11 protein-coding genes are annotated in these 16210 nt (G+C 71.3%); 10 read left to right on the top strand and 1 reads right to left on the bottom strand.

All coding sequences use genetic code 11. From position 1 onward, the window contains the following. The 5 genes from O3W51_RS08925 to O3W51_RS08905 all read left to right on the top strand — a co-directional run. Positions 1 to 3360 (top strand): Rne/Rng family ribonuclease (locus O3W51_RS08925; protein ID WP_269285060.1); only part of this gene is annotated, 3360 nt, incomplete at its 5' end. Positions 3361 to 3622: 262 nt separating this feature from the next. Continuing rightward, positions 3623 to 3943 carry a 50S ribosomal protein L21 gene (gene rplU / locus O3W51_RS08920; protein ID WP_138359423.1) on the top strand — a complete coding sequence of 107 codons (321 nt, stop codon included), beginning with the start codon at positions 3623 to 3625 and terminating at the stop codon, positions 3941 to 3943. Between the two features lie 14 nt (positions 3944 to 3957). Beyond that, positions 3958 to 4215, top strand: a complete 258-nt coding sequence (gene rpmA, locus O3W51_RS08915) for a 50S ribosomal protein L27 (RefSeq protein ID WP_138359421.1) — start codon at positions 3958 to 3960, stop codon at positions 4213 to 4215. A 136-nt stretch (positions 4216 to 4351) separates the two neighbouring features. Further along, positions 4352 to 5782, top strand: a complete 1431-nt coding sequence (obgE, locus tag O3W51_RS08910) for a GTPase ObgE (RefSeq protein ID WP_138359419.1) — start codon at positions 4352 to 4354, stop codon at positions 5780 to 5782. Positions 5783 to 5893: 111 nt separating this feature from the next. Then, the gene (locus O3W51_RS08905) at positions 5894 to 7456 is read left to right on the top strand and encodes a glycosyltransferase family 2 protein (RefSeq protein ID WP_269285057.1); all 1563 of its coding nucleotides are present in this window, start codon (positions 5894 to 5896) and stop codon (positions 7454 to 7456) included. A 103-nt stretch (positions 7457 to 7559) separates the two neighbouring features. On the opposite strand, the gene O3W51_RS08900 is transcribed toward O3W51_RS08905, so the two are convergent. Next, entirely contained in the window at positions 7560 to 11129 is a 3570-nt protein-coding gene (locus tag O3W51_RS08900; protein WP_269285055.1) for a bifunctional glycosyltransferase/CDP-glycerol:glycerophosphate glycerophosphotransferase, read from the bottom strand. Between the two features lie 123 nt (positions 11130 to 11252). Here O3W51_RS08900 and galE point away from each other — a divergent pair, with 123 nt between their 5' ends. The 5 genes from galE (at position 11253) to O3W51_RS08875 (ending at position 16149) form a co-directional block, all read left to right on the top strand. Further along, a complete protein-coding gene (gene galE, locus O3W51_RS08895) occupies positions 11253 to 12233 on the top strand; it encodes a UDP-glucose 4-epimerase GalE (protein ID WP_138353134.1) in 981 nt (326 codons plus the stop codon). Positions 12234 to 12400: 167 nt separating this feature from the next. Further along, positions 12401 to 13531 carry a glutamate 5-kinase gene (gene proB, locus O3W51_RS08890; RefSeq protein WP_244809168.1) on the top strand — a complete coding sequence of 377 codons (1131 nt, stop codon included), beginning with the start codon at positions 12401 to 12403 and terminating at the stop codon, positions 13529 to 13531. A gap of 156 nt (positions 13532 to 13687) precedes the next feature. After that, positions 13688 to 14140 (top strand): hypothetical protein, encoded by a 453-nt coding sequence (locus tag O3W51_RS08885; RefSeq protein ID WP_138353135.1) that lies wholly within the window; start codon positions 13688 to 13690, stop codon positions 14138 to 14140. A gap of 171 nt (positions 14141 to 14311) precedes the next feature. Then, positions 14312 to 15619: a glutamate-5-semialdehyde dehydrogenase gene (locus O3W51_RS08880; RefSeq protein WP_138353136.1), complete on the top strand. Its 1308-nt coding sequence runs from the start codon at positions 14312 to 14314 to the stop codon at positions 15617 to 15619. Between the two features lie 95 nt (positions 15620 to 15714). Next, entirely contained in the window at positions 15715 to 16149 is a 435-nt protein-coding gene (locus O3W51_RS08875; RefSeq protein ID WP_138353137.1) for an SCO2583/SCO2584 N-terminal domain-containing protein, read from the top strand. The last annotated feature ends 61 nt before the right edge of the window (positions 16150 to 16210 follow it).

Genomic DNA, 16210 nt, shown 5'->3' with positions numbered 1-16210 from the left:
CGTGGCCGCCGCTCCGCCCGCCAGCGCGTCGCTCCCCCCGCCCCGGCGGCCTCGTCGGCCGCGGGCGACGGCGCCCGCCGGCTGAAGCCGGGCGCGCTGGCACCGAAGGACGACACCTTCGCGCAGGCCGCACCGGCCGCGCAGCCCGTCGTGCCGGACGAGGAGGACACCGAGGCGCCCGCCGCGCCGCGTGCCGCCCGCCGCGCCACCCGTAAGGGCAACGCCGAGGCCGCCCCGCAGTTCACCCCGGTCGAGGAGGCCGTGGCCGAGGCACCCGAGGCGGAGGCCCCGGCCCGCAACCGCCGCACCCGCAAGCGCGCCGTCGCCGCCGAGCAGGCCGTCGAGGCCGCCCGTCCGGTCGAGCCCGCCGAGCCCGAGGAGACCGCCGCGCCGGTGGCCGTCGAGCCCGAGGAGGCTCCGGCCGAGCCGGCGCCGACCCGTGGCCGCCGCCGTGCGGTGCGCCCGCCGACGATGGTCTTCCAGCCGCCGGTCTTCCAGGCTGCCGAGCACGTCACCACCCCCGTCGCCGCCGAACCGGTCCAGGAGGAGCCGCCGGCTCCGGCCGTCCGGTCCCGTGACGAGGACGACGAGCAGGAGGGCGGTTCGCGTCGCCGCCGCCGTCGCCGCGGCGCCCCGGCCGAGGACGTGGTGACCGAAGCCGCGCCCGTCGAGGCCGAGGACGAGACCGCCGACGCGGTGTCCGAGGAGACCGTGTCCGACGAGGACGACGACGAGTCGGACGACCGTCCGTCGCGCCGCCGCCGCCGTGGTGGCCGCCGCCGTCGCCGTGGCGAGTCCGCCGAGGGCGACGAGCAGTCGGCCGAGGACGAGGAGCACGAGGACGACACCGAGGACGACGCCGAGGCGTCGGACGGTGGCCAGGACGACGACCACGGCTCCACCAGCAGCCGTCGCCGGCGCCGTCGCCGTCGCCGCAGTGGCGACTCGGGCGGGGACGACGGCACGGTCGCCGACGACCCGGAGCGCACGGTCGTCAAGGTCCGTGAGCCGCGCGCCAAGGCCGTGCCCAGCCTGGGCACCGGCTTCGACGAGGTGACCTCCATCAAGGGCTCCACCCGCATGGAGGCGAAGAAGCAGCGCCGCCGTGAGGGCCGTGAGCAGGGCCGCCGCCGCGTCCCGATCATCACCGAGGCCGAGTTCCTGGCCCGCCGCGAGGCCGTCGAGCGCGTCATGGTCGTCCGGCAGAGCGGTGAGCGCACCCAAATCGGCGTGCTGGAGGACAACGTCCTCGTCGAGCACTACGTGAACAAGGAGCAGGCCACCTCGTACGTCGGCAACGTCTACCTGGGCAAGGTCCAGAACGTGCTGCCGTCCATGGAGGCCGCCTTCGTCGACATCGGCAAGGGCCGCAACGCGGTGCTGTACGCCGGCGAGGTCAACTTCGAGGCGCTCGGCATGGGCCACGGTCCGCGCCGGATCGAGAGCGCGCTGAAGTCCGGCCAGTCGGTCCTGGTGCAGGTCACCAAGGACCCGATCGGCCACAAGGGCGCCCGCCTCACCAGCCAGATCTCGCTGCCCGGCCGCTACCTGGTCTACGTGCCCGAGGGCTCGATGACCGGCATCAGCCGCAAGCTGCCCGACAACGAGCGCGCCCGGCTCAAGACCATCCTCAAGAAGATCGTCCCCGAGGACGCGGGCGTCATCGTGCGCACCGCCGCCGAGGGTGCGAGCGAGGAGGAGCTGCGCAGCGACGTCGACCGGCTGCAGGGCCAGTGGGACGACATCCAGAAGCGCGCCAAGGGCGGCAACGCCCCGACGCTGCTCTACGGCGAGCCGGACATGACGGTCCGCGTCGTCCGCGACATCTTCAACGAGGACTTCACCAAGGTCATCGTCAGCGGTGACGAGGCGTGGGAGACGATCAACGAGTACGTCCACCATGTCGCTCCGGACCTGACCGACCGGCTCAGCCGGTGGACCTCCGAGGTCGACGTCTTCGCGACGTACCGGATCGACGAGCAGCTGCTGAAGGCGCTGGACCGCAAGGTCTGGCTGCCGTCCGGCGGTTCGCTGGTGATCGACAAGACCGAGGCGATGATCGTCGTCGACGTCAACACCGGCAAGTTCACCGGTCAGGGCGGCAACCTCGAGGAGACCGTCACCAAGAACAACCTGGAGGCGGCCGAGGAGATCGTGCGCCAGCTGCGGCTGCGCGACCTGGGCGGCATCGTCGTCATCGACTTCATCGACATGGTCCTGGAGTCCAACCGCGACCTCGTCATGCGGCGGCTGCTGGAGTGCCTGGGCCGGGACCGGACCAAGCACCAGGTCGCCGAGGTCACCTCGCTCGGTCTGGTGCAGATGACCCGCAAGCGGGTCGGCCAGGGCCTGCTGGAGTCGTTCTCCGAGGTCTGCGTGCACTGCAGCGGGCGCGGCGTCATCGTCCACATGGACCAGGCGACGACCACCGGTGGCGGCGGCAAGCGCAAGCGCCGCGGCAAGGCCGGGACCGGTGCGGGCGACGAGCACACGCACGAGCACGACACCGAGAACGAGAACGGCAACGACACCGAGAACGACGAGTACGAGGCGCACGAGGACGCGGACGAGTACCCGGAGCTGGAGCCGGTCGCGGTGACCGAGGCCGAGCTGGTGCCGACGGTCGCGACCGACGACGAGTGGTTCAGCAGCGCCGCCGAGGCCGAGGCCGCGGCGACGTCGCGTGGCCGTGGCGGCCGCCGCCGGGCGAGCCGTAAGGCCACCGCCCCGGCGGGCGCGCCCTTCGCGGACCGGCAGTCGCCGGCCGCCGAGGTGATCGAGTTCGTGATCGAGCCCGCGGCCGAGGCCCCGGAACCGGTCGTCGTCGAGCCGGTCGCGGAACCGGCACCCGTCGCGGAACCGGTCATGGAGCCGCAGGCCCCGGGCCGTACGCGCCGCCGTGCCACCCGCAAGGTGAGCGCCCCGGCGGGTTCGCCGGCCTCCTCCGAGGCCGAGCCCGTCACCGTGGTCGAGGCCGCCCCCGTCGTCGAGCCGACGCCGGAGCCGGTCGTGGAAGCGGCAGTGGAGGCGGCGCAGCCCGCTCCCTCCGCCGCACCGCCCCGCGCCCGCCGCCGTGCGACCCGCGAGGTGACCGCTCCGGCGGCCGAGGGCGCCGCAGTGGTGGTCGTCGGCACCGAGCCCGCCACCGAGGCCGCGGAGGCCGTCCAGGAGGCCGCTGAGGCCGACGGGGCGGTCACGGAGCCCAAGAAGCGGGCGCCGCGCAAGGCGGCCGCGAAGAAGGCGCCGGCGGCGAAGAAGGCCGTGGCGAAGAAGACGGCGGCCAAGAAGACCGTCGCCAAGAAGGCACCGGCCAAGAAGGCGGCCACGAAGAAGACCGCCGGTACGGCCGACAGCGAGTAGCTCAACTGCTGGTGTGACAAGCCGTCTTGAGACGGTGAAGGGCGGGCCCGGAGACCTCGGGCCCGCCCTTCCGCACTACGTCCGCCGGCCGCCCGGCCACCCGGTTTGACCCTGCGCCACGGGCCCCGTAGCCTTGGCCTTCGGCGTTTTTGCGCCCGCTCCTGAGCAAATCCCTCCCGGTCCGCCGGGAGAGGCCCCCCAATGCAGGACAGGGATGGCTGGCTTCAGGAGTACCCGATTCGAGCTTGAGAGTGAGTTCCGCGTGTACGCAATCGTGCGCAGCGGCGGCCGCCAGCACAAGGTGGCCGTTGGCGATGTCGTCGAGGTAGACAAGATTTCCACCGGCAAGGTGGGCGACGCGGTCGAGCTCTCGACGCTCCTCGTGGTCGATGGCGACTCCGTCACCAGTGACCCGTGGGTCCTGGCCGGAATCAAGGTCGCGGCCGAGATCGTGGACCACCACAAGGGTGTCAAGATCGACATCCTGCGGTACAAGAACAAGACCGGTTACCGCCGTCGTCAGGGTCACCGTCAGCAGTACACGGCGATCAAGATCACCGGTATCCCCGCGGCTGCGAAGTAAGGGACTGAGAAAACATGGCACACAAGAAGGGTGCATCGTCCACCCGTAACGGACGTGACTCCAACGCTCAGTTTCTCGGCGTGAAGCGTTTCGGCGGCCAGGTCGTCAACGCCGGCGAGATCATCGTCCGCCAGCGTGGCACGCACTTCCACCCCGGTTCGAACATGGGCCGCGGCAAGGACGACACGCTGTTCGCTCTCGCCGCCGGTGTGGTCGAGTTCGGCACCGCGCGTGGCCGCAGGGTAGTGAACATCGTTCCGGCCGCCGTCTAATACGGCTCCGCAACGAACACAGACACACCACTGAGGGCGGATCCCACTTCCCCGACGCGCACCGCGCGCGGGAAGAGGGTCCGCCCTTGGTGCGTTAGTACTGAGACAATCCCGTATTTATCTGGAGGCAATCCGTATGACCACCTTCGTGGACCGCGTCGAGCTGCATGTCGCCGCGGGTAACGGAGGCCACGGCTGCGCCTCCGTTCACCGGGAGAAGTTCAAGCCGCTCGGCGGTCCGGACGGCGGCAACGGCGGCCGTGGCGGCGATGTGATCCTGGTCGTGGACCAGGACGTCACCACGCTCCTCGACTACCACCACACCCCGCACCGCAAGGCCACCAACGGCAAGGGCGGCGCGGGCGGCAACCGCACCGGCTCCGAGGGCCAGGACCTGGTCCTGCCGGTGCCGGACGGCACCGTCGTGCTGGACCGGGACGGCAACCTGCTCGCCGACCTCGTCGGCCAGGGCACCACCTTCATCGCCGGCCAGGGCGGCCGCGGCGGCCTGGGCAACGCGGCGCTGGCCTCGGCCCGCCGCAAGGCCCCCGGCTTCGCGCTGCTCGGCGAGCCCGGCAAGGCCCGGGACATCGTCCTGGAGCTCAAGACCGTCGCCGACGTGGCACTGGTCGGCTACCCGAGCGCAGGCAAGTCCTCGCTCATCTCGGTGCTCTCGGCCGCCAAGCCGAAGATCGCCGACTACCCCTTCACCACCCTGGTCCCGAACCTGGGCGTGGTCACCGCCGGTGAGGTCGTCTACACGATCGCCGACGTCCCCGGCCTGATCCCGGGCGCCAGCCAGGGCCGCGGCCTGGGCCTGGAGTTCCTGCGGCACGTCGAGCGCTGCTCGGTGCTCGTGCACATCCTGGACACCGCCACGCTGGAGTCCGACCGGGACCCGGTGACCGACCTCGACGTCATCGAGGCCGAGCTGGCCGAGTACGGCGGCCTGGGCGACCGGCCGCGCATCGTCGTGCTGAACAAGATCGACGTGCCGGACGGCAAGGACCTCGCCGACATCATCCGGCCCGAGCTGGAAGCCCGCGGCTACCAGGTCTTCGAGGTCTCGGCCGTCTCCCGGCTGGGCCTGCGCGAGCTCTCCTTCGCCCTGGCGAAGATCGTCGCCGAGACCCGCGCCGCCAAGCCCGCGCAGGAGTCGACCCGGGTCGTCATCCGCCCGGTCGCGGTGGACGACGCCGGCTTCACCGTCACCGAGGAGGAGGGCTCCTACCGCGTCCGCGGCGAGAAGCCCGAGCGCTGGGTGCGGCAGACCGACTTCTCCAACGACGAGGCCGTCGGCTACCTCGCGGACCGGCTCTCGCGCCTCGGTGTCGAGGAGCGGCTGGTGAAGGCCGGCGCCCAGGCGGGCGACGAGATCATCATCGGCGAGGAGGAGAACGCGGTCGTCTTCGACTGGGAGCCGACGATGGCCGCCGGTGCCGAGATGCTGGGCCGCCGCGGCGAGGACCACCGCTTCGACCCGCCGCGCCCGGCGGTCAACCGCCGCCGCGACAAGAGCGACAAGGACGACGCGCAGCAGGAGTTCGACGACTTCGAAGCCTTCTGAGCAGTCGTTCCGAACAGCCCCCGAGGAGCGCCGGACCAGGCGCTCGTCGGGGACTTTCCGGCCGGCGCCGGATGAGATGATCTCCTGATGGTCAGGGACATGGGGTCGGGTATGGGACACGTCAGCATCGTTGTGATCGTCTACAACGACGCCTCCCGCATCGTGAGCGCCGTTGAATCCGCGCTCGCGCAGGGGTCCGAGGTCGGCGAGGTGATCGTCGTCGACGACTGTTCGACGGACGGCACCCTCGACGCGCTCGCGCCGCTCGCCGCGGACCCGCGGGTGCGGATCCTCCCCAGGGCGACGAACAGCGGGGGCTGCGGGACACCGCGCAACGACGGCATGGCCGCCGCCGCCTTCCCGTACGTGATGTTCCTCGACAGTGACGACATCCTGCCGCCGGGAGCGATCGGCGCCCTGCTGCCGATCGCCGAGCAGCGGCGTGCCGACGTCGTCGCCGGCCAGTGCCTGCGCGTGGAGCTCCCGGACGGCGCGACCACCGTCTGGGCCCCGCTGATCTACGACCGGTCGGCGGGTGCCGATCTGCCCGGCAGCGTGATCCAGGGGATCGAGGACCGGCCCCGCATGCTGTGGGACACCCTGTCCGTCAACAAGCTCTACCGCCGGGCGTTCCTGGAGAAGCACGCCATCACGTTCCCCGACGGCGCCTTCCACTACGAGGACTTCGTCTTCACCGCGCGGGTCTACGCCGCCGACCCGCGGCTGGCGGTGACCGACGAGGTCGTCTACCTCTGGCAGGTACGCAGGCAGGCGGCGAAGCTGTCGATCTCGCTGAGCCGCGGCGCCATCAGGAACTGGCAGTCCCGCGTCACCGCCCACCGCGGCGTCGTCGAGGTGCTGCGCAACGCCGGACGCGAGGAGCTGGCGCTGCATGCGCAGGCCAAGTTCTGCGACTACGACCTGCCGCTCTATTTGCGTGAACTCCCGCAGCGCGACCGGGAGTACGTGGCCGACTGGTGGCGGATCACCCGTGACTACCTGGCCGGGTTCGACTCCGAGGGCATCGCCTGCGCGGCTGTCGTCTCGCGCTGGATCGCCGGTGCGATCCTGGCCGCGCCGGAGCCGGCCGAGCTCGGCCGGCTGGTGGAGCTGACCGCCCGCCCGCCCCGGCTGATCCCCCCGTACGACCCGGCCGCGCTGCCCGTGGGTCTCGGTCTGCTGGCCACCGCCGAACTGCCGGTGGCCGTCGACGGCCGGGTCAGGGCGGGCGGCAGCACCCGGCTGAGCCTGCGCGTGCACGAGCTGTACGGGCGGCTCGCGGAGCTCGGCCCGCGCACGATCCATGTCGAGCTGGAGGAGCGGACCGGAAGCCGGCCCGCGGTCGGCGTGGAGGCACCGCTGGTCCCGGACGGCGACGGCTGGACCGCCGACGTACGGCTGTCGACACCGGCGCTGGCCTGCCCCGGGCAGCTGGGCGTGTGGAACGTACGGGCCGAGATCCGGTACGCCGACGGCGCCGCGACCCCGGTGGAGGTGCGGGCCGCCGGAGCCCAGGCGCCCCGCCGGGGCATCGTGGTGCGCCCCACCGGCCGGGTGCTGCTGGTCCAGACGCATGTCACCGGCGGCCGGGCGCTCGTGCTGCGGGTCGCGGACGGGCTGCAGGGCGCCCGCAGGGTCGCCGAGGCCCGGATGCGCCGGCTGCTCGGCCGCTGACGCTGCCGCCTTCCGGTCTTCTGCCTCCGCCTTCTGCCGGACTCACCCGAAAGGGCGGCCACCCCGAGGGGTGGCCGCCCTTTCGCGGCTGTGAGCGGGGAGGTCAGTCCTCCTTCGCCAGCTCCTGCATCCGGTCGATGACCCGGCCGGCGGCCTGGCCGTCGTCCAGGTCGCAGAAGACGTCCTGGAACTTCTTGTACGCGTCCTTGTACCGGTCCGTCACCGCGTCCAGGTCCTTGAGCGACGCGATCAGCTCGTCCGACGTGGAGATCAGCGGCCCGGGGGCCTCCTTCTCGAAGTCGAAGTAGAAGCCGCGCAGCTGGTCGCGGTAGTGCGCCAGGTCGTAGGTGAAGAACAGCATCGGGCGGCCGGTGTTCGCGTAGTCGAACATCAGCGACGAGTAGTCCGTGATCAGAACGTCCGCGGCGAGGAACAGCTCGCCGATCTCCGGATACTCCGAGACGTCCCAGACGAAGCCCTCGCCCGCACCCGGCACCGTGTCCACCACGTTCGGGTGGCGCCGGACCAGGAGCACGAAGTCGTCCCCGAGCTCCTGCTTGGCCTTCACCAGATCGACCTGGAGGTCGAGCTTGTACCGGCCGGGGCCGTAGTACTGGTCGTCGCGCCAGGTCGGGGCGTAGAGCACGACCTTCTTGCCCGCGGGGAGCCCGATGCGCTCGCGCACCTTCTGGGCGATCTCGTCGCGCTCCGGTGCGTAGAGCATGTCGTTGCGCGGGTAGCCCGCCTCCAGCAGCTCACCGTCGAACGCGAAGGCGCGCTTCAGGATCGGCGTGCTGAACCGGTTGGGGGAGACGATGAAGCTCCAGCTCTTCGACTCCTTCGCCACGTTCTCCAGGTACCGCCCGTTGGTGAACTGGACGTCCTCGATGTCGTGGCCGATCTTCTTCAACGGGGTGCCGTGCCAGGCCTGGACGACGACCTGGCCCGGACGCCGCTTCAGCCAGTACGGCAGGTGCGCGTTGGTGACGATGTACCGGCTGCGGGCCAGCGCCTCGAACCACTCGCGGCCCCACATGCGGACGGCCTTCGCGCCCGGCGGCAGTTCCACCTGCTCGTCGCGGACGACCCACAGGTGCTCCAGGTCGTCGCCGCGCCGCATCAGTTCCTCGAACACCGCGCGCGGCGAGTCGGAGAACTGCTTGCCGGTGTAGCTGTCGTACAGCACGGACTCGCGCAGCGGCTGGGTGCGGGCCTCGGGGTAGAACTGCGTCCGCAACTGGCGCTGCCGGTACGGGCCCTGCTCGTCGGTCCGCAGCGACGCGGTGACCTCGAGCGCCAGCCGGTCGTAGGAGTGCGCGGCCGCGACGTACTTGCGGCCGGCGACCATGGTCTCGGCGGGCAGGTCGTCGATCAGCGCGGGGCTGATGACGACCGGGGTGCGCTCGTTGTCCTCCACCGAGTTCTGGAACATCAGGTTCCAGCGGCCGGGACGCAGCGGCAGGGTGCCGGCCATCCCCGGGACGGCGTGCACGGTGAGGGTGGCGGTGAACCGGTTGTCGGCCACCGTCACGGGGAAGACCTTCTCCTCGTGGTGCGCCCGGTGCATCAACACCAGGTTCGCCGGGTCGGTGGCGCTGGTCGGGCACTCGCCCTCGACCAGCAGCGAGCCGTCCGACTGCCAGGTCAGCCGGTCCACGACGGGCCGTACGATCCGGTCGCTCAGCAGCAGGTAGCCCGGTGCGTTGCGGTGCAGGGCCAGCTCACGGGGGAGACCCGAGGCCGACGGTGCCAGCGCGTACCGGCCCGGCGCCAGATCGTCGTCGGCGATCAGCTGGCGTGCCTTGCGCTCACCGGGAACGATGATCTCGGTGCGCCAGGTCTCGCTGTCCGGCGCCTTGACCGAGGACAGTGCGACCTCCGTCATCCGGCCGTCGACGATGTCGTCCAGCGGGATCCGTACGGTGAAGGTCGTCTGCCCCTTGGGGGAGCTTCCGGTGATCTCCAGCGGGTACTCGTGCGAGCTGGGGGTCTTGAGGTGCTGCATGCTCAGCAGGCTGCCCTCGGCGAGCTTGCCGGCCGCCACTCCGCGGATCTCGATGAATCCGTCGGTCAGTTCGTGCCCGGTGACCCGGGCGCGGACCTTCTCCACCCGCAGCCGCAGCCGGCCGCCGATGAACAGCGGGACGATCCGGGTCTCGGCGTCGACGTAGTGCACCGGCGGGTGGGTGCCGGAGCCGAAGGCCCCCGGGTTCAGGGCGCCCTTGCGCAGCAGGCCGCGGCTGAGGTTGCCGATCGCGAAGCGCCAGGTCGACTCGTTCCAGTGGCCGCGCTGCTTGAGCTTCTGCGCGTTGACCGTCAGCTCGAAGCCGGACCAGTCGTACGAGTAGCGGTTCTGGCCGGAGGTCGACGTGGCCTCGGGACGGAAGACCGTACGCGCCGGAATGACCAGCGTGCGCTTGGACTTGCTGTTGCGCAGCGCGATGACCTTGAGCGACATCCGCCGCTTGTGGACGTTCAGGTTGCTGACGTAGGAGAAGCCCTCGATCTTCAGTTCGTCGCCGTGCCAGGTGATCGAGGACACCTTGGTGCGCAGCGCCAGTTCCTGCTTGAGGCGGTACACGTGATTCGGCACACCCACGGTGCGGTTGCCGAAGAACGGGAACTTGCCGTAGCGGCGGAACCGCCGGACGACCGGCAGGGACGCGCCGGTCTCCTTCTTCTCGTACGACAGGACTTCGAGCAGCTCGTCCAGCTTGCCGTGCCGGATCAGGTGCCACTTCAGCCGCATGAGGGCCGGCAGCGCGTCCAGGGCGCGGGGCTCCACCCGGCTCAGGAAGTCCGAGGCGACCTGCATGAAGAGGTCGCGGAACTCCTGGTCCGCGTCGGGCAGCACATTGATGAAGATCCGGATGTCGCTGGCGAGGGCCGTCTCGTCGTACCAGCGCTTGTACTTGCGGTACTCCTTGCCCGGCTGCGCGGCGAGGAAGCGGCTCACCGAGTCGACGGCGGCCACGCGGTCGCGGACCGACTTCAGCTCGGTGCGGCGCTGGGTGATGGACGGTGCGGCGCCGCCCTCACGCTGCCGCCAGTAGTACGTGGGCTCACCGAGGATGTCGACGCTGCGGGCCCTGAAGTGCGCCGGGACCGTCAACGGAGTGTCCTCGTAGAGCACACCTTCGGGGAATTCCATCGCGTACTTGTCCCAGAAGGTGCGGCGGAACACCTTGTTGGGGGCGAGCCGGTCGGCGATGAGTGCCGGGTCACGTGTGATGTGGGTCTTCAGCCGCGTCGTCGCCGTGGCCTTGCGGTGCATCGCCGACTGGGCGGTGCCTTTCGAGTCCAGCGTGAACACGTTGCCGGACGCGAAGTCCGACCCCGTCTCGTCCAGCGTCGACAGGAAGTGCTCGTAGGCGTAGTCCGGGATGATGTCGTCGCTGTCGACGAATGTGAGGTAATCCACCCCCGGAGTGCAGTTGCGTACACCGGTGTTACGGGCGTGGCCAAGGCCGCCGTTCGTCTGTTCGACAAGGCGGAACCGCGGGTCGCGGGCGGCGAAGGCGGTGGCGATCTCACCACTTCTGTCCGTCGAACCGTCGTTGACCATGATGACTTCGAGCTCACGGAGCGTCTGGCCGGCGAGGGATTCGAGGCACTCCTCGAGAAACATCTCGACGTTGTAAATCGGCACTACCACCGAGAGCCGAGGGACCATGGGTCAGGACAACCTTTCCGTGGCGGGAAATGACGAACCGAGGTCCTGCTCCGGGGGAGCGCAGCCTGCTGAGGGTTCACTCCGAGTTTATCGCATGGCTACTCACCGACTTAGACTGACCGGATGACCTGGATGATCACCGGCGGCGCCGGATATATCGGATCGCATGTCGTCAAGGCGCTCGTCGAGAGCGGTGAACAGGTGGTCGTCCTCGACGATCTCAGTACCGGTGACGCGGCGCGGCTGCCCGCCGGTGTTCCCCTGGAGCAGGGTTCCGTGCTGGACCGGGCGGCGCTGGACCGCGTCCTGGGGCAGTACGAGGTGCGCGGGATCGTGCACATCGCGGCGAAGAAGCAGGTCGGCGAGTCGGTTGAGCGCCCGCTGCACTACTACCGCGAGAACGTCGTCGGCCTGCAGACGGTCCTCGAGGCCGCCGCCGAGGCCGGGGTGAGCCGCTTCCTCTTCTCCTCCTCCGCCGCGGTCTACGGCATGCCGGACGTCGAGCTGGTCACCGAGCGGACCCCCTGCGACCCGATGAGCCCCTACGGCGAGACCAAACTCACGGGGGAGTGGATGGTCGGCGCGGTCGGCCGGGCGCACGGCATGGCCACCGCCTCGCTGCGCTACTTCAACGTGGCGGGCGCCGCCTCCGCGGAACTCGGCGACCCGGGGATCTTCAACCTGGTGCCGATGGTGTTCCAGCGACTGGCCCAGGGCAAGCCGCCACTGATCTTCGGCGACGACTACCCGACGCCGGACGGCACCTGCGTCCGTGACTACATTCACATCGAGGACGTCGCCTCCGCCCACGTCGCCGCGGCGCGCCGGCTGACCGCCGACCCCTCGGCGTCCCTGAAGCTCAACATCGGCACCGGCGAGGGCGTGTCGGTGGCGGAGATGATCGACCTCATCCGCGAGGTGTCGGGACACACCGACCTCGCGCCCGAGATCGTCCCGCGCCGCGCCGGCGACCCGGCCCGGGTCGTCGCCTCGGCCGAGCTGATCGGCAAGGAGCTGGGCTGGTCCGCCCGGTACGACGTCCGCCAGATGGTCACCTCGGCCTGGGCCGGCTGGCAGCTGCGGCACCCGGACCCGCAGGCCTGACCTGTGATCCGCCGGCCTGACCCGTATCCCGGACCCGTCGCCCCGGCGGGTGCCGGGGCGCGGTGTCCAGGGCGCGATACGCCCGGCCGCGCGGTGCCCCGGATCACGTAGATTGCACGGATCGGGGCAGGCGGACCGACGGGAACAGGCGAGCACAGGGGACGTACGTGGCAGCGGCGCGGCAGGACGTGGTGGAGGCCCGCAGGGTCGTGGTCAAGGTCGGTTCGTCCTCGCTGACGACGGCCTCCGGCGGGCTGGACGCGGATCGCGTCGACGCGCTGGTGGACGTGCTGGCGACGGCCCGGGAGAACGGCCCGAAGGAGATCGTGCTGGTCTCCTCCGGCGCCATCGCCGCAGGCCTCGCCCCGCTCGGTCTCGCGAAGCGGCCGCGCGACCTGGCCCGCCAGCAGGCCGCCGCCAGCGTCGGCCAGGGACTGCTGGTGGCGCGGTACACCGCGTCGTTCTCCCGCTACGGGATCCGGGTCGGCCAGGTGCTGCTGACCTCCGACGACATCAGCCGCCGCGCCCACTACCGCAACGCGTACCGGACCCTGGACCAGCTGCTCGTCATGGGCGCGGTGCCGGTCGTCAACGAGAACGACACCGTGGCCACCGACGAGATCCGCTTCGGCGACAACGACCGGCTGGCGTCCCTCGTCGCCCACCTGGTCCGCGCCGACCTGCTGGTGCTGCTGTCCGACGTGGACGGCCTCTACGACGGCGACCCGCGCTCGCCCGGCGCCACCCGGATCGACGAGGTTGCGGGACCCGCCGACCTCGAAGGCGTCACCATCGGCAGCGCCGGCAAGGCCGGGGTCGGCACCGGCGGCATGGTCACCAAGGTCGAGGCGGCCCGGATCGCGGCCGCCGCCGGCATCCCGGTCGTGCTCACCTCCGCCAGCCACGCCGCCGACGCCCTCGCCGGCCGCGTCACCGGCACGCTCTTCCACCGCACCGGCAAGCGGTCCGCCGACCGGCTGCTGTGGCTCGCGCACGCCTCCACCCCGCGCGGCGCGCTGCGCCTGGACCCGGGCGCGGTCAAGGCCGTCACGGAGCGCCGTACCTCGCTGCTGCCGGCCGGACTGACCGGCGTCGAGGGGCAGTTCGTGGCCGGCGACCCGGTCGACCTGCTCGACGAGTCCGGCCGGGCGGTCGCCCGAGGCCTCGTCAACTTCGATGCCAGGGAGCTGCCGCGGCTGCTCGGCCGCTCGACGCACGACCTCGCCCGCGAACTCGGACCCGCGTACGAGCGCGAGGTCGTGCACCGCGACGACCTCGTTGTGCTGCACCAGCACTGAGCGAACGGCCGGCCCGGCAGACCCAGTCGGGGACTTCTTGTCGAAAACGCCCCCGCGGTAGCCCGCACCCTGGTCAACTTTGAAGCGGAGGAGTCGCCAATACCGCCGCGGGGACGGGCGGCGCTCGCAAAGCAGAACGCCACAGGGAGGCCGCCGGTGAGACGAGGGCGCCCAGGTTCGTTCCCCCGGGGGACGACGGAACGGGCACTGGTCAGCGTCGACAGCGGAGCGGATACCAGTGCGGACCATCAGCCGGAAGCGCGCACCAGCTCCCGGCTCTGGCACGTCACGCTCAGCGTCTCCGGGCCCGGGGCCCCGCTCCCGGAGGTCAGACGCGCGCTGGAACAGCTCGCGCACGATCACCCGTTCCTGCTGACCAGCCGATATGCCCATGACCACGCCGAGATCAGGTACTGGGAGGAGGCCCGTGACCTCCACGATGCCGCGGCCATCGCGCTGCGCCTGTGGGGCGAGCACCGCTCGACGGCCAAGCTCCCGCCATGGGAGACGGTCGGCCTCGAAGTGATCGACCGTGAGACCTATCACCAGCGCATCTCCGAGGGCTACGGCCCCCCGCCGGCCGTGCCGGTGGGTGTCCACCCCTTCTAGGCCGTCTCTGTGTTTCCCCAGCACCCCTGACCACTGCCGAGTGGTGCCCCAGCCCGGCCCGGGTCCCGCCCCGGCCGGGCGGCGGGGGAGCCGGCAGGCCGGGGCGGCGGGCCGTCTCAACGGCCGGAATCCCGTCCCGCCGTCCCCGGGAGGCGCCGTAGGCTGCCTGACATGAGCAGTAGCCATGACGCCCCCTCCCTGCCCTCCCCCCTGCCCGAGTCCGCCGTGCTGCGGGCCGCCTACCGGGCCAGGGCCGCCGCGGCCGACCTCGCGCCGCTGCCGCGCTCGGTGAAGGACGACGCGCTGCTCGCCATCGCCGACGCGCTGGTGGTGCGGACGAAGGAGATCGTCGAGGCGAACGCGCGCGACGTGGCGCGGGCCCGGGCGGCGGGGAGCAGCGACACGGTCATCGACCGGCTGACGCTGACCCGCGAGCGGGTCGCGGCCATCGCCGCCGACGTCCGCGACGTGGCGGGCCTGCCGGACCCGGTCGGCGAGGTCGTCCGCGGCTCGACGCTGCCGAACGGGCTCGATCTGCGCCAGGTGCGGGTGCCGCTCGGCGTGGTCGGCATCATCTACGAGGCCCGGCCGAACGTGACCGTGGATGCGGCCGCCCTGTGCCTGAAGTCCGGGAACGCGGTGCTGCTGCGCGGTTCGTCCTCCGCGTACGCCTCCAACGAGGCACTGGTGAAGGTGCTGCGGGACGCCGTCGGCGGTGCCGGGCTGCCGGCCGACGCGGTGCAGCTGGTGCCGGGCGAGAGCCGGGAGTCCGTCAAGGAGCTGATGCGGGCCCGCGGCATGGTCGACGTCCTCATCCCGCGCGGCGGAGCGTCGCTGATCAGGACGGTCGTCGAACAGTCGACGGTGCCGGTCATCGAGACCGGTACCGGCAACTGCCACGTCTACGTGGACGCGCAGGCCGACCTCCCGATGGCGGTGGAGGTGCTCATCAACTCCAAGGCGCAGCGTCCCAGCGTCTGCAACTCCGCGGAGACCCTGCTGGTGCACCAGGACATCGCCGAGGCGTTCCTGCCGCTGGCGCTGGCGGCGCTGGCCGAGGCCGGGGTGACCGTGCACGGTGACGAGCGGGTGCTGGCGCTGGCCGAGCGGACCGGCTCCAAGGCCACCGTGGTGCCGGCGACCATGGAGGACTGGGAGACCGAGTACCTGAGCTACGACATCGCGGCGGGAGTCGTCGACTCGCTGGACGCGGCCGTCCACCACATCCGGCTCTGGTCGTCCGGCCACACCGAGGCGATCGTCACCACCTCGCAGCCCGCGGCCCGCCGGTTCACCCAGTTGGTGGACGCGGCCGCGGTCGTCGTCAACGCGTCGACGCGGTTCACGGACGGCGGTGAGTTCGGGTTCGGTGCGGAGATCGGCATTTCCACCCAGAAACTGCACGCCCGCGGCCCGATGGGGCTGCCGGAGCTGACGTCGACCAAGTACATCGTGACCGGCGACGGCCACATCCGGTAGCGGGGCGGTCCGTCCACAGGGCCAACTGGGCGGGGGGGCAGTGTATTTCATCCGCTCCCTGCCCAAAGCGCCGTTGGCCGGACTACCCTGGTGCGATGCCGGATGATGACGAGTTCGCATCCCTGGTCTTCGACGAGGACTTCGTACGGTCCGCGCCCGTGCACGAGCCCACCGCGCGCCAGCGCATGCTCGCCGCCGCGCGGGCCCGTGCCGAGGCCGAAAGCGTTTCCGGCGGCGGGTCCGCGCCGGCCGATCCCGTCCGGTACGACACCGGCGAATCCGACGACCTGTATCTGCAGCACGTCCGTATGGCCGAAGGCCGCCCGTACCGCGGCGGCAGTGTCCGCTGGCACCGTTCACTCGCCTGGCTGCTCGCCGTGCTGATGGGAATCGGCGTGGTGGCGCTGACCTTCGCGGCCGTGTACCGGGGTGCCGGGGGCGGCCGCCAGCCCGCCGTACCTGCGCCTCCGTCGAGCGGCCGGGTCGGCAGCCAGACCCTGCCGCCGGTCGCCGCGACCCCGCTTCCCTGAGCTGCTGTCAGAAGTTGTCGCGTATCACGGCGTTTATATGTGCCTCCGGAGACTTAACCTT

The organism is Streptomyces sp. H39-C1, assembly GCF_027158125.1.
Lineage (GTDB): Bacteria > Actinomycetota > Actinomycetes > Streptomycetales > Streptomycetaceae > Actinacidiphila > Actinacidiphila fildesensis.
Note: the sequence above shows the minus strand (reverse complement) of the source record. Positions and strands in the feature narration are given on the sequence as shown.